Consider the following 12,939-nt stretch of genomic DNA (forward strand, 5'->3'; position numbering starts at 1 on the left):
TATCCCAATCCTAGGGGAAGTTGCGTTGTCCTGGTGAGCAGTTGACTACACCCGGTGCCCGCCGGGCCGAGCCACACCAGGAGCACAGATGCCAGACACGACGTCGCCCCCATCGCCGCCAAACGGCCAGCCGCAGAGCGGTGGCCGCGCAGACCTCGCGACCACCGAGGAGCTGTTCGGCAGGCACGCCGACGACCTCGCCGCGCAGATCCGTGACCATCTGGCGCGAGGGGAGAAGGCGAAGTGACCCGCGCGACATACCGCTTCCGTTCCTACACCATCACGCCGGACACCGAGCCCGACGCCGAGCCGCACACGTACGCCATGACGTGCACCGTCTGCGAGGAGATGGGCCACCGCAGCGAGGACGTCGACGACGCGCACGACTGGGTCGTCCGGCATCTCAAGGCAAACCCCGGGCACCTCTCCTACCGCGAGCACATCACCCGCCCCTACCGCGCCGTCCCCGGGGAGTGGCTGTGAGCACGCCGCCGCCCATCATTCCGCCCGTCACCAAGGGCGCCGACTGGATGCTCTGCGCGGAGACCGCCGAAGGCGCGCCGGAAGGGATCTTCGGGGCGCAGTGCCTCCGCTGCGGGGACGAGTGCTGGTGGGACGACGACCGGCGGCCCGTCGACGCGTGGATGATCGACCACACGCGGACCGACCCTGCGCATCACCAGTTCAGGTTCACCGCCGAGCGCTTCTGCCGCGTGGGGCCCGTGCCGCCTCCCCGGCACGGGGCGACGCAGGTGGTGGCGACCGCTCCCACGAGCCGCCTGCCAGCGGGCGTCGCCGCCCACGCGCGGCCGCGCACCCCGCGACGCACCGCGAAGGCCGTCAGGCGCGCCCTGGCCCGCGTCGGGCGCCACGCGGGCCCTCTGTTCCTCGTATTGCTCACCGTCGGGTCCACCGCCCTCGGTGCCCTCTTCGCCGCGGGCCCCGGCCGCTGATAGGCGGCAGCGCTCACGGCGTACGCGGTCGGCTGCGCGGCTGCGTCGGGCGCGGGAAGGTCCTGGACTGCTTGACGCTGCCGAACGCGAAGCTGGACTCGATCGACGCGATGCCCGGGATCGCGTGGATCCGGTCGCGGACCAGCTGCTCGTACGCTTCGAGGCTCTCGATGACGACCCTGAGGAGATAGTCGCTGCTCCCGGCCATCAGGTAGCAGTCCTGGATGTGCTCGATCTCGTCGACGTGCTCCTCGAAGGCGTTGACGGTCTCGGCCGTGTGCCGCTCCAGGCGGACCCGTACGAAGACGGTGATCGGCAGGCCGAAGGCGACCTGGTCCACCATCGCCGTGTAGCCGCGGATGAGGCCCGCCTCCTCCAGCCTCCGCACGCGGCGCAGGCACGGCGAGGGCGACAGCCGGACGCGGTCCGCCAGCTCCTGGTTGGACAGCCGACCGTCCGCCTGCAGCTCGCGGATGATCTGGAGGTCCACGGCGTCCATCGGCACTCACTCCTCGGCTTCTTGGCAGTTTCTGCCCTTAAGGGGCTCAGTGAAGGCAGAAGTAGCAATCGCATGCCCCGGCTATGACTCTAACCTTGCCCCGGGCGCGGCGCCCCGTTCTGCCCGCGCACCGATCCCATGCGTGAGGAGTCTCGTTGGTTGGCACCCGTCGGCGGGTCTCCCCCGCCACCGTGGGCATGCTCGCCCTGTTGCTGACCGTGGCGATCTGGGCGGCCTTCGCGCTCAGCGCGCGGGCTCTGAGCAGTTCCACCCTCCAGCCCGCCGACGCCGGCCTGCTGCGGTTCGGGGTGCCGCTGGTGGTCCTGGCGCCCGCGCTGTGGCGCCGTCGCAGGCAGCTGGCCGCCGTGCGACCGGCCGCCGCGGCCAAGATCATCGGTGGCGCCGGGGTGCCCTTCTTCCTCGCGGCGATGTACGGCGGCGGCCTGACGTCGGCCGCGTTCGTCGGGTCGCTGATCCCGGGGATGGTCCCGTTGTTCGTCTCGGCGCTCATGGTCCGGGCCGGGCGCGGCGTCCCCAAGGGGACGCAGGCGGCCGGGCTCGCCCTGATCGCCGTCGGCGTCCTCGCGCTGGTCTCGCCCTCCACCGTCCCCCTCGACCGGGACGTGCTGGTCGGCTCCGGCGTCCTGCTGCTGGCCAGTGGGCTGTGGGCGCTGTACACCGTCGGTCTGCGCGAGGTCTCGCTCGACCCCGTCGGGTCGATCGGGCTGCTGTGCCTGCCGTCGTTCGCCGTGCTGGCGCTCCTGGTGGTCACCGGGGTGCTGCCGACCAACCTCGGCCACGCGGCGGGCGGCGACATCTTGCTGTTCCTGGTCGTCCAGGGACTGGGCGTCGGGCTGTGCGCCGGGCTGCTGTACGCGTTCGCCATCCGCAGGCTCGGCGCGCAGCGCGCCTCCGTCGTCGGCAGCCTCAGCCCCGTCGCGGCCAGCCTGCTCGCCATCCCGCTGCTCGACGAGTCCCTGACGCTCGCCGTCCTGGTCGGCGTACCCCTGATCACCGCGGGCGTCGTGCTCGCCAACGTGCGCCCGCGCGCCATCGCCCCCACCACCGATATGCCCGACGCCTCGGGTATCTCCAACGCCTCGGGCATCCCCCACGCCTCCGACATCCCCGACGCATCCGGTATCCCCGGCGTACGTCCCCGAACCAAGGTCCCCACCGATGCTTGAGCTGCTCACTCCCCCACCCGCCGACCCGCTGTTCGAGCTGGCCGCCGAGTACGGCGCCGACCCGCGCCCCGAGCGGCTCAACCTCGTCCTCGGCGTCTACCGCGACCCCACGGGCGCCACGCCCGTCATGGCCGCCGTCCGCGAGGCCGAGATACGGCTGGCCGCGCACTCCGCGTCCAAGGAGTACCGGGGCCTGTCGGGCAACCCGGCCTTCAACCGCGCGATGGTGTCGTCGGTCCTGGGCACGGACGACCTCATCGGCCGGGCCACCGCGATACAGACGGTGGCGGGCACCGGGGCGCTGCGCCTGCTGGCCGAGTTCGCCGCGCGGACCCGGCCCGGTACGACCGTGTGGATCAGCGACCCCGCCTACGTCAACCACCGGCCCATCCTCGAGGCCGCCGGTCTGGAGGTGCGGACGTACGCCTACCTCGACGCCGAGGGCCGCGCCGACGAGGCGGGCATGCTGCGGGACCTGGGAGAGGCGCGACGCGGCGACCTCGTCCTGCTCCAGGGGTGCTGCCACAACCCCACCGGCGTCGACCCGTCCGCCGAGACCTGGGACGCGCTGGCGGACCTCGCCGAGCGCCACGGATGGGTGCCCTTCATCGACCTCGCGTACCACGGGCTCGGCGACGGCTTCGAGGCCGACCTGCACGCCACGCGCGCGCTGGCCGCACGCGTCCCGGAGCTGCTGATCGCCGTCAGCTGCTCCAAGAACTTCGGCCTCTACAACGACCGCACCGGCTGCGCCATCGTCCTCGGCCCCTCGCGGCACGCGCTGCGGCACGTCGAGACGGCCCTGCAGAACATCGCCCGGACGCTGTACTCCATGCCGCCGGAGCACGGCGCCGCCATCGTCGCCACCGTCCTCGGCGACGATGCCCTGCGGGCCGCCTGGCGGGCCGAGCTGGAGGTGATGCGCGAGCGGATCACGTCCAACCGCGCCGATCTGGTGGCCCGGCTGAGCGCCCTGGGGTGTGGGCGGGAGGCGGAGATCCTGGCGCAGCAGAAGGGCATGTTCTCGACGCTGCCGCTGACGGGGGATCACATGCTCGGGCTGCGGCGTGAGTTCGCGATCTACGGGACCACCTCGGGCCGCATCAACATCGCGGGCATATCGGGGCACCGCATCCCCTACCTCGCCCAGGGCATCGCCGCGGTCCTCGGGGCCGCGGACGCACCGCGCACGGGCCAGCTGACGCCCTCGTAACGGCGCCCCTCAGCCGAGGCGGCGAACGATGCGGGGCGGGGCGGTCAGATACCGCTGGTGTCCAGCTCGATGCCGAACGGCTGAGGAAGCGAAACCGGCTCGCCGAACGGGTGAGGACCGACCTCCGTGGCGTAACCGTCGTGGACAGGATCGGAGAACAGGGTCCACGTCCGGTCCATGCGATCCACCAACAGGTAGAGCGGCACCCCGAACTGCCCATATCGGCGCCGCTTCTTCACGCGGTCGTCCGCGGCGTTGGACTCGGAGGTCACCTCGACCACAAGGATGGCTTCGTCGACCGACAGCGACTTCGCGCCCCGAGCCAGCTCCTCGGGGATGATCGCGATATCGGGGAGGTACCAGTTCTCGGTGCCCGGGAGGTCGAGGTTGCCGGATCCCTTGACACATTTGAGCTGGCGCACTCGGGGGCGAGTCCGTCGCGGATCTTGTCCACGGCGTTCTCGTGGTCCCATGTGGGCGCCATGATCTCGAACTCCCCCTCGATGAGCTGGGCGCGTACGCCACTGTCGTTGAGCTTTTGCACGGCGTACTTGAGCGCGGCCTCCCGGTCAACGGGGAGGTAGCTGCGCTGCCGGGCGTGAGCGGCATTCATGGGCGCGATCTCCGTTTCGGCGGCCTTCGCTGGTTCCGGTGGTGGTGGCGCTACGGTCAGACGACGCTGTCGCCCATCATGGCACGCGCCTGCCGTGCCCACATCGTTCATGAGCGCCGCCCCGGCAGGTGATGCCACCAGGCGTCGCGACGCCGCGGAGCCCCATCGGACACCCCCTGGCCCAGCCCCTCCGCCAGCAGCTCCGCGAGGTGGCGCGCCCGTCGGCCGTCCGCCAGGTGCTCGATCTGCGTACGGCACGAGAAGCCGTCCGCGAGGACCGCCGCGTCGCTCGGCGCGCTCCGTACGGACGGCAGCAGATGCTCCTCCGCGCAGGCCACCGACACCTCGTCATGTCCGCGCTCGAAGCCGAAGTTCCCCGCCAGGCCGCAGCAACCGCCGCTCAACTCCCCCGTCAGGCCCGCTCGCGCACGCAGCCTGCGCTCCGCGGCGTCGCCGAGTACCGCGTGCTGGTGGCAGTGCGTCTGGCCGACGGCCGGGCGGTCCAGGCGCGGCGGCCGCCACCCCGGCGCGTACTCCTCCAGCGTCTGCGCGAAGGTTCGGACGGACGCGGCGAGTCGGGCGGCGCGCGGGTCGTCGGTGCCCAGGAGCTCCGGCAGGTCCGTGCGCAGCGCGGCGGTGCAGCTGGGTTCCAGGCCGACGACCGGGAGGCCCGTGTCCAGCGCCGGGGACATGGTGTCGAGCGTGCGCCGCATGACCTTGCGGGCGCGGTCCAGTTGTCCGGTGGAGACCCAGGTGAGGCCGCAGCACACGGGCTTGGGGGGTAGGACGACCCGTAGGCCCGCGTCCTCCAGTACGGCGACCGCCGCCCGGCCGACCCGCGGGGACAGGTACGTGGTGAAGGTGTCCGGCCACAGGACGACGGCGGGCGCCCCGGTCCGTGCCGGGTAGGGCGCCGCAGCGCGGGTCCGCGCGCGCCACCACCGCGTCAGCGGCTCCCGCGCCAGCTCCGGAAGCGGGCGTTCCGGCGTGAGCCCGGCGATCCGCTTGGCCACGCCCGCCAGCGGGTCCACGCCCGCCGCCGCGTTCACCACCGGGGCCATCCGGGCGGCGGCCGCGGCCCGCAGCCACAGCGGCAGCCAGCCCAGCGCGTAGTGCGCGGCCGGGCGGAGCCGTCCCCGGTAGTAGTGGTGCTGGAACTCGGCCTTGTACGTGGCCATGTCCACCTCCACCGGGCAGTCGCTGCGGCAGCCCTTGCAGGACAGGCACAGGTCGAGGGCCTCCCGTACCTCCTCCGACCGCCAGCCGTCGGTGACCACCTCGCCCGCGAGCATCTCGTGCAGCAGCCGCGCCCGGCCGCGCGTCGAGTGGCGTTCCTCGCCGGTGGCCCGGTACGAGGGGCACATCACGCCGCCGCCGGCCGCCGCCGTCTGCGTACGGCACTTGGCGACGCCCACGCAGCGCCGCACCGCGGCCGCGAAGTCCCCGCCGTCGCGCGGGTAGCCGAACGCCACCTCCACCGGCGTCTTCGGCAGCACCGCGAAGCGCAGGTTCTCGTCCAGCGGGCGGGGGCGGACCAGCACGCCGGGGTTGAGGCCGCCCGCCGGGTCCCACAGGTCCTTGACGTGCTCGAAGAGCCGGACCAGTTCGGGGCCGTACATCCGCGGCAGCAGTTCGGCGCGGGCCAGCCCGTCGCCGTGCTCGCCGGAGAGCGAGCCGCCGTGCGCCACGACCAGGTCCGCGATCTCGCCGGAGAAGGCCCGGAAGCGGGCGACGCCGTCCGGGCTGAGCAGATCGAAGTCGATGCGGACGTGGACGCAGCCGTCGCCGAAGTGCCCGTACGGAACGCCGCGCAGGCCGTGCTCGGACAGCAGCGCCCGGAAGTCCCGCAGATACGCGCCGAGCCGGGCGGGCGGCACGGCGCAGTCCTCCCAGCCGGGCCATGCCTCGCCCCCGTCCGACCGCGTCTCTCCCCCGCGCCTTCCTGCGTGCTGGGCTCCCTGCTGGGCTCCGCCCGCGCGGGACGGACCCCCGGGACCCCCGCCGCCCGGGACCCGGGGCGCCGCGCCACCCGGGATCCGGGTCGCCGTCCCGGCCGCGTCCTCCCGTACCCGCCACAGGGCGCGCTGCCCGGCCGGGTCGGTGACGACCGTGCGGCCCGTCGTGCCGTCGGCGCAGGCCCGCGCCAGTTCCTCCGCCCGAGCGCGCGCCTCGGCCGGGCTGTCGCCGCCGACCTCCACGAACAGCCAGGCGCCGCCGTCCGGCAGGCCCGCGGCCCCGGCGACCAGGTCCGTGACCAGGTCGGCGGCCATGCCCTCGACGGTCAGCGGGCCGTACGGCAGCAGGGTCGACGCCGCGTCGGCGGCGGCGCCCTCGTCGGGGTAGCCGAGCACGGCCAGCGCGCGGGCGGGCGGCGCGTCCACCAGGGTCACGACGGCCTCCGTGAGCACGCCGAGCGTGCCCTCGCTGCCGGTGAACATCCGCGCCACGTCCGCGCCCTTCTCCGGCAGCAGGGCATCGAGGGCGTATCCGGAGATACGGCGCGGCAGCGCGGGGAAGCCGGTGCGCAGCAGCGCCAGGTGACGGTCCGTGAGGGCGCGCAGGCCGTCGCGCAGCCGGGGTGGGAGGCCCTCGAGTCCACGGCCCAGGGCGAGCCGTTCGCCCCCGTACGTGAGGACGTCGAGCGCGCGCACGTTGTCGGCGGTGGTGCCCCAGGCCACCGAGTGGGAGCCGCAGGCGTTGTTGCCGATCATGCCGCCGAGCGTGCAGCGGCTGTGGGTGGACGGGTCGGGTCCGAAGGTCAGGCCGTGGGCGCTCGCCGCCGTCCGCAGCGTGTCGAGGACGACGCCGGGCTGGACGACGGCGGTGCGGGCGGCCGGGTCGAGGGCGATCAGGCGGTTCATGTGCCGGGTGAAATCGAGGACGACGCCGACGCCGGTGGCCTGCCCGGCGATCGACGTACCGCCGCCGCGGGGCACGACGGGTGTGCCGTACTCGCGGCACACGGCCAGGGCCGCCGCGACGTCGTCGGCGTCCCGGGGCGCGACGACGCCGTCCGGCACCCGGCGGTAGTTGGACGCGTCCATGGTCGCCAGCGCCCGGTCGGCGGCGGCGAAGGAGACCTCGCCGCGCACGGCCCGCCGCAGCGCCCGCGCAAGGTCCTGCCGCCGCTCCTCGTGCTGCCCGCCGTGCCGTCCCTCGTGCTGCCCCGCGTGCCGCTCCTCGTTGCTGTCGTCTTTCCTCAGCTGAGCCATGACACCAGCCTGCCCCGCCTGCGCCCCGGCAGCGCTGAGGACGCCGACGCGTCGGTGCGAGCCGACGCGTCAGCGCGAGCCGTCAGTGCAGGTTGTGGTCGCCGCCCACCACCTGGAAGTGCTCCAGCACGTCCTCGGCCGGGTCGTCGATCTGGCCGGTGTTGATCAGCGCGAAGCGCGAACCGTTGTGCGAGTGGTGCGGGGACTCGTCGGCCTGCGCCGTTCCGGCGGGCAGGGCGCAGCCCGCCGCCAGGGCCGCCGCGCCGACCGCCCACCGGGCCAGGATCCGGGACCGCTTGCCGTACATCGTGTTCTCCCTTGCTGTCCGCGTACTCGTTGTCCGCGTACTCGTTGTCCGCGTACTCGTTGTCCGCATACCTCGATCCGGTTATCGATCAGTACGGCAAGAAGTCACGGCAGATCATCGGACGTACGGTGCGGGCGCACCGCTGTTCTCTCCCCCGGACACGGCGTCTCAGCCGCTGGACGCGCGGCCGGACCCCGAGGTGCGGGCGGATAGGCTGCCGCCGTGGCTGAGATCCGGATTCCCGCTGACATCAAGCCCGCCGACGGTCGCTTCGGCTCGGGCCCCTCGAAGGTGCGGACGGAGGCGCTCAGCGCCCTGGCCGCCACCGGCACCTCCCTGCTGGGCACGTCCCACCGCCAGGCCCCGGTCAAGGACCTGGTCGGCAAGGTGCGGGAGGGCGTGAGCTCGCTCTTCTCCCTGCCCGAGGGCTACGAGGTGGTGCTGGGCAACGGCGGCTCCACCGCCTTCTGGGACATCGCGACGCACGGCCTGATCGAGAACAAGTCGCAGCACCTGTCCTTCGGCGAGTTCTCGTCGAAGTTCGCCAAGGCCGCGAAGCTCGCACCGTGGCTGGCCGAGCCCTCCGTCATCTCCTCCGAGCCCGGTACGCATCCGGAGCCGGCCGCCGAGGCGGGCGTGGACGTGTACGCCCTCACCCACAACGAGACCTCGACCGGTGTCGCGGCGCCGGTGCGGCGCGTGGCGGGGGCCGACGAGGGCGCGCTGGTGCTGGTGGACGCCACCTCCGGCGCGGGCGGGCTGCCCGTGGACATCGACGAGACCGACGTCTACTACTTCGCGCCGCAGAAGTCCTTCGCCGCGGACGGCGGCCTGTGGCTGGCGGCCTTCTCGCCCGCCGCCCTGGAGCGCGCGGCCCGGATCCACGCGTCCGGCCGGCACATCCCGGAGTTCTTCTCCCTGCCGACCGCCATCGACAACTCGCGGAAGAACCAGACGTACAACACCCCGGCGCTGGCCACCCTCTTCCTGCTCAACGAGCAGCTGGAGTGGCTCAACGGGCAGGGCGGCCTGGACTGGGCCGTCCGCCGCACGGCGGCCTCCGCCCGCGCCCTGTACGGCTGGGCCGAGGAGTCCAAGTACGCCACGCCGTTCGTCGCCGACGCCGCCAAGCGGTCGCAGGTCGTCGGCACGATCGACTTCGTCGACGACATCGACGCCGCCGCGATCGCCAAGGCGCTGCGCGCCAACGGCATCGTGGACACCGAGCCGTACCGCAAGCTGGGCCGCAACCAGCTGCGCGTCGCGATGTTCCCGGCCGTCGACCCGGCGGACGTCGAGGCGCTGACGGCCTGCGTCGACTACGTCATCGAGCGGCTCTAGTCCGCACCGGTCCCCCACTTCCAACGGCGGGCGGCCGCGCACCACACAGGTGCGCGCCCGCCCTCCGTGCGCATACGGCACGCCGGCTGCCGCGAGTCAGCGGCTCTGGCGCTGGAAGCGGCGCACCGCCAGCGGCAGGAACACCGCCGTGATCACCAGCGGCCAGACGACCGCCATCAGCAGCGCGTGGCCCTCCACCCAACCGCCGCCGCCCGGCTGGGGGTTCCCGAACAGGCCGCGTACCGCGTTGGCCGTCGAGGAGACCGGGTTCCACACGGCGACGGCGCCCAGCCAGTCCGGCATCTTCGACGGCGGGGTGAAGACGCTGGAGATCATCCCGAACGGGAACGCGACCGCGAAGAGGTTGCCCGCGGTCTCCTGATTGGGCACCAGCAGACCGAGGTAGACCCCGACCCAGGTCAGCGCCGAGCGCAGCAGGAGGAGCAGGCCGAAGGCGGCCAGAGCGGCGAGCGGGCCGCGGTCGGGCCGCCAGCCGACGGCCAGGGCGATGGCCGCCAGGACGGCCAGGTCCACGGCCGCGCTGAGGACATCCGCCACGCCGCGTCCGCTGACCACGGCCGACGGTGCCATCGGCAGGGAGCGGAAGCGGTCCATCACGCCCCGCTCCCTGGTGACGGCGACGACCATGGCGGTGCTCATGAAGCCGTTGGCCATCGTCATGGCGAACATGCCGGGCAGGGCGTAGTCCTTGTAGTCGACGTCGGTGCCCTCGGCCACTGTCATGGCGCTGCCGAAGACGTAGACGAAGAGCAGCACCATCACCACCGGAGTGCCCAGTTGCCACGCGATGCCCGAGGGCTGGCGTACGAGGTGGGTGAGTTCGCCGCGGACGACGGTGAGGCAGTCGGCAACCGCCCAGTAGGCGCGGCGCTCGCGGTCCTCGACGCGGTATCCCGGATCCAGTGCGCTGCTCATGCCGTGGTCTCCTTCTCGTACGCGACGGCTTCCTGCTTCTCGTACGCGATGGCTTCCTGCGCGGCGTCGCCGCGCGTGCCCGTGCGGTGGTGGCCGGTCAACCGGAGGAAGACCTCGTCGAGGGTCGGGCGGCGCAGCCCGATGTCCTCCACCGCCACCCCCTCGTCCCGGAGGGTCCGCGCCACCTCGATGAGGGCGTCGACCGGCGCGGCCACGGGCGCCGACACCCGCCGGGCCGCCGCGTCCGGCTCCGGTTCGGCGCCGCCGTCCGCCACCCGCGCCACGGCCCTGACGGCGGTCGGCAGGTCGGCCGCGTCCCGCACGACCACCTGCACCTGATCGCCCCCGACGGCCCGCTTGAGCGCGTGCGGGGTGTCGTCGGCGATCTTCCGGCCGCGTTCGACGACGGCGACCCGGTCCGCGAGCTGGTCGGCCTCGTCCAGGTACTGGGTGGTGAGCAGGACGGTGGTACCGCCCGCGACGAGGGCGCGCACCGCCTCCCACACCTCGTTGCGGCCGCGCGGGTCCAGGCCGGTAGTCGGTTCGTCCAGGAACAGCACCTCGGGCGCGAGGATCATGCTCACCGCGAGGTCCAGCCGCCGCCGCATGCCGCCGCTGAACTCCTTCACGCCCCGGTCGGCGGCCTCCGCCAGCCCGAACCGGTCCAGGAGTTCGGCGGCGCGCCGCCGGGCCGCCCGCTGGTCGAGGTGGTACAGCCGCCCGAACTGCGTCAGGTTCTGGCGGGCGGTCAGCCCCTCGCTGAGCGCGGCGTACTGGCCGGTCAGCCCGATCCTGCGGCGCACCCGGCGGGGCTCGCGCGCCACGTCGAAGCCCGCGACCTCGGCGCGGCCGCCGTCCGGCCGGGCGAGGGTGGACAGGATGCGCACGGCCGTGGTCTTGCCCGCGCCGTTGGGCCCCAGCAGCCCGTACACGGTGCCGCGCGGGACGGCCAGGTCCAGGCCGTCCAGGGCGTTGTGGTCCCCGTACCGCTTGCGCAGCCCTTCGGCGAGGACCGCGGGTCCTGGCGCGCTCTCAAGAGCCCTCACGAGGGCCCCCCTCTCAACTGAGTACAGTGTATGCAGATGCCGAGCAGCGTACACCGTACCCAGTTTTTGTCCAGGGCGATACGATGACCGGGAGATGACCACCGAACACAGCGGCAGCGGAGACGTGTCCCGCAGCCTGGAGCTGCTCTGGGGCATGGCGCAGCGGCCCAGCCGCGGCCCCAAGCCCGGTCTGGCGCTCGACCGCATCGTGGCGACGGCCGTCCGGATCGCCGACGCGGAGGGCCTGGCCGCCGTCTCGATGCGCCGGCTCTCCACCGAACTCGGCGTCGGCACGATGTCGCTGTACCGCTACATCCCCGGCAAGGCCGAACTGCTCGACCTGATGCTGGATCACGTCAACGGCTTCGACGCCCATGACTCCGGCCTCGGCGCCGACGCCCATGACTCCGGCCTCGGCCTCGGCTGGCGCGCCGTGCTGGAACAGGTGGCACGCGGCACCTGGGAGCTGTACGGGCGCCACCCCTGGCTGCTCCACGTCGACCAGGGCCGCCCGATCCTGGGGCCCAACGCCATGGCGGGGCTGGAGTTCGCGCTGCGCGGCCTGGACGGCCTGGGCCTGACCGACCGCGAGATGATCAACGTGCTCGTCGCAGTCGACGGCTATGTCACCGGCACCGCGCGCAGCCACCTCAACTCCGTACTGGCCGAGAAGCGCACCGGCGTCAGCAACGAGGACTTCTGGAACGCGCAGGCACCGGTCCTGGAGAAGGTCATCGCCAGCGGCCGCTTCCCCACCCAGGCGAAGATGAGCATGGACGCCTTCTCGGGGACGGGCGAGGAGGTCTTCGAACTGGGGCTGACCAGCCTGCTGGACGGCTTGGAGAAGTTCATCGAGGCCCACGAGCGGCCGCGGGCTCCGGAGCCCCCGGAGGAGTGACTGACCAGCCCTCCGGGGCGCCGGAGTGACTACCTCCAGAGCCCCGGGTCTCCGGGGCTCCGGGGCGCTGCGGCTCCGAGTCTCCGGAGTGACTAATCGGGCATTGTGTGACTCCATGGAGGTATGACGACTCCGGCACACTCCGAGTCCGGAGCGGGCGCCGAGCACGGCCACGGACAGCACGCCGCCCCCGGCCCGGTCCCGTCCGAGCTCAGCATCTCCCGGTTCACCAAGCAGTGGGCCGTCCTGCTCACCACGTACAAGCGGGACGGCACCCCGGTCGGCACCCCCGTCAACATCGCGGTCGAGGGCGACCACGGCTATTTCCGCACCTACGGCAAGTCGGGCAAGGCAAAGCGGCTGCGCCGCGACCCCGACGTGGAGATCGCGCCGTGCACCGCACGCGGCAAGCCGACCGGGCCCGCGGTGAAGGCCCACACGCACCTTCTCGACCAGGGCGGCGGCGAGGACAGGCACGCGGCCAGGCTGCTGACCCGCAAGCACCCCCTCGTACACGGCGCGCTCGTGCCGCTCGCGCACAAGCTCCAACGCGACCGGACGCTGCACTACGAGGTGCGGCTGGTCACCGAGGACGAGATGGCGGCCGGCGGCCATGTCATGAGCGCGGAGGGCGAGATCCTGGGCGACGAGACCCTGGGCGAGGGGGGCGGGTCAGGGGAGGGCCGTGGCAGCGCGCCCGGCGAGGACGGGGGCGGGCGTTAGCCGCGCGGTGC

At 73.1% G+C, this 12,939-nt stretch carries 14 protein-coding genes; 8 read left to right on the forward strand and 6 right to left on the reverse strand.

The genetic code is table 11. The features are described from left to right. Nucleotides 1–88 precede the first annotated feature (88 nt). The 3 genes from Q3Y56_RS14730 to Q3Y56_RS14740 are packed head-to-tail and all read left to right on the forward strand — an operon-like array spanning nt 89 to nt 953. The gene (locus Q3Y56_RS14730; RefSeq protein ID WP_304462386.1) at nt 89–247 is read left to right on the forward strand and encodes a hypothetical protein; all 159 of its coding nucleotides are present in this window, start codon (nt 89–91) and stop codon (nt 245–247) included. Continuing rightward, nucleotides 244–483, forward strand: coding sequence for a hypothetical protein (locus Q3Y56_RS14735; RefSeq protein ID WP_304462387.1), 240 nt, complete (start codon nt 244–246; stop codon nt 481–483). Before Q3Y56_RS14730 ends, Q3Y56_RS14735 begins: the two co-directional genes overlap by 4 nt. Further along, the gene (locus tag Q3Y56_RS14740) at nt 480–953 is read left to right on the forward strand and encodes a hypothetical protein (RefSeq protein WP_304462388.1); all 474 of its coding nucleotides are present in this window, start codon (nt 480–482) and stop codon (nt 951–953) included. Before Q3Y56_RS14735 ends, Q3Y56_RS14740 begins: the two co-directional genes overlap by 4 nt. Before the next feature lie 13 nt (nt 954–966). Here Q3Y56_RS14740 and Q3Y56_RS14745 read toward each other — a convergent pair whose 3' ends face one another. Further along, nucleotides 967–1,452 carry an Lrp/AsnC family transcriptional regulator gene (locus Q3Y56_RS14745; protein ID WP_304462389.1) on the reverse strand — a complete coding sequence of 162 codons (486 nt, stop codon included), beginning with the start codon at nt 1,450–1,452 and terminating at the stop codon, nt 967–969. A gap of 155 nt (nt 1,453–1,607) precedes the next feature. On the opposite strand from Q3Y56_RS14745, the gene Q3Y56_RS14750 reads away from it, so the two are divergent. Then, nucleotides 1,608–2,639: a DMT family transporter gene (locus Q3Y56_RS14750; RefSeq protein ID WP_304462390.1), complete on the forward strand. Its 1,032-nt coding sequence runs from the start codon at nt 1,608–1,610 to the stop codon at nt 2,637–2,639. Then, nucleotides 2,632–3,852 (forward strand): amino acid aminotransferase, encoded by a 1,221-nt coding sequence (locus tag Q3Y56_RS14755; RefSeq protein ID WP_304462391.1) that lies wholly within the window; start codon nt 2,632–2,634, stop codon nt 3,850–3,852. The genes Q3Y56_RS14750 and Q3Y56_RS14755 overlap by 8 nt, the downstream gene beginning before the upstream one ends. Nucleotides 3,853–3,896: 44 nt before the next feature. Here Q3Y56_RS14755 and Q3Y56_RS14760 read toward each other — a convergent pair whose 3' ends face one another. The 3 genes from Q3Y56_RS14760 to Q3Y56_RS14770 form a co-directional block, all read right to left on the reverse strand. After that, nucleotides 3,897–4,274, reverse strand: a complete 378-nt coding sequence (locus tag Q3Y56_RS14760; RefSeq protein ID WP_369696748.1) for a Uma2 family endonuclease — start codon at nt 4,272–4,274, stop codon at nt 3,897–3,899. A gap of 298 nt (nt 4,275–4,572) precedes the next feature. Next, nucleotides 4,573–7,677, reverse strand: coding sequence for an FAD-binding and (Fe-S)-binding domain-containing protein (locus tag Q3Y56_RS14765; RefSeq protein WP_369696749.1), 3,105 nt, complete (start codon nt 7,675–7,677; stop codon nt 4,573–4,575). An 82-nt stretch (nt 7,678–7,759) separates the two neighbouring features. Then, complete coding sequence (locus Q3Y56_RS14770) at nt 7,760–7,984, reverse strand: hypothetical protein (RefSeq protein ID WP_304462392.1); 225 nt, start codon at nt 7,982–7,984, stop codon at nt 7,760–7,762. A 222-nt stretch (nt 7,985–8,206) separates the two neighbouring features. On the opposite strand from Q3Y56_RS14770, the gene serC reads away from it, so the two are divergent. Continuing rightward, nucleotides 8,207–9,325 (forward strand): phosphoserine transaminase, encoded by a 1,119-nt coding sequence (gene serC, locus Q3Y56_RS14775; RefSeq protein ID WP_304462393.1) that lies wholly within the window; start codon nt 8,207–8,209, stop codon nt 9,323–9,325. 96 nt (nt 9,326–9,421) lie between these two features. On the opposite strand, the gene Q3Y56_RS14780 is transcribed toward serC, so the two are convergent. Next, nucleotides 9,422–10,261: an ABC transporter permease gene (locus Q3Y56_RS14780; protein WP_304462394.1), complete on the reverse strand. Its 840-nt coding sequence runs from the start codon at nt 10,259–10,261 to the stop codon at nt 9,422–9,424. Then, nucleotides 10,258–11,307: an ATP-binding cassette domain-containing protein gene (locus Q3Y56_RS14785; RefSeq protein WP_304462395.1), complete on the reverse strand. Its 1,050-nt coding sequence runs from the start codon at nt 11,305–11,307 to the stop codon at nt 10,258–10,260. The genes Q3Y56_RS14780 and Q3Y56_RS14785 overlap by 4 nt, the downstream gene beginning before the upstream one ends. 94 nt (nt 11,308–11,401) lie before the next feature. Here Q3Y56_RS14785 and Q3Y56_RS14790 point away from each other — a divergent pair, with 94 nt between their 5' ends. Together Q3Y56_RS14790 and Q3Y56_RS33515 are read left to right on the forward strand one after the other, a co-directional pair. Continuing rightward, nucleotides 11,402–12,205 carry a TetR/AcrR family transcriptional regulator gene (locus tag Q3Y56_RS14790; RefSeq protein ID WP_304462396.1) on the forward strand — a complete coding sequence of 268 codons (804 nt, stop codon included), beginning with the start codon at nt 11,402–11,404 and terminating at the stop codon, nt 12,203–12,205. Between the two features lie 123 nt (nt 12,206–12,328). Continuing rightward, nucleotides 12,329–12,928: a PPOX class F420-dependent oxidoreductase gene (locus Q3Y56_RS33515; RefSeq protein WP_369696750.1), complete on the forward strand. Its 600-nt coding sequence runs from the start codon at nt 12,329–12,331 to the stop codon at nt 12,926–12,928. The last annotated feature ends 11 nt before the right edge of the window (nt 12,929–12,939 follow it).

This window comes from Streptomyces sp. XD-27, from assembly GCF_030553055.1.
GTDB lineage: Bacteria > Actinomycetota > Actinomycetes > Streptomycetales > Streptomycetaceae > Streptomyces.

Bases quoted from the DNA above. Each gene is read 5' to 3' on its own strand.
- Q3Y56_RS14755 (WP_304462391.1), top strand. From the start codon at position 2,632: ATGCTTGAGCTGCTCACTCCCCCACCCGCCGACCCGCTGTTCGAGCTG.
- Q3Y56_RS33515 (WP_369696750.1), top strand. From the start codon at position 12,329: ATGACGACTCCGGCACACTCCGAGTCCGGAGCGGGCGCCGAGCACGGC.
- Q3Y56_RS14730 (WP_304462386.1), top strand. From the start codon at position 89: ATGCCAGACACGACGTCGCCCCCATCGCCGCCAAACGGCCAGCCGCAG.
- Q3Y56_RS14745 (WP_304462389.1), bottom strand. From the start codon at position 1,452: ATGGACGCCGTGGACCTCCAGATCATCCGCGAGCTGCAGGCGGACGGT.
- Q3Y56_RS14770 (WP_304462392.1), bottom strand. From the start codon at position 7,984: ATGTACGGCAAGCGGTCCCGGATCCTGGCCCGGTGGGCGGTCGGCGCG.
- Q3Y56_RS14790 (WP_304462396.1), top strand. From the start codon at position 11,402: ATGACCACCGAACACAGCGGCAGCGGAGACGTGTCCCGCAGCCTGGAG.
- Q3Y56_RS14765 (WP_369696749.1), bottom strand. From the start codon at position 7,677: ATGGCTCAGCTGAGGAAAGACGACAGCAACGAGGAGCGGCACGCGGGG.
- Q3Y56_RS14780 (WP_304462394.1), bottom strand. From the start codon at position 10,261: ATGAGCAGCGCACTGGATCCGGGATACCGCGTCGAGGACCGCGAGCGC.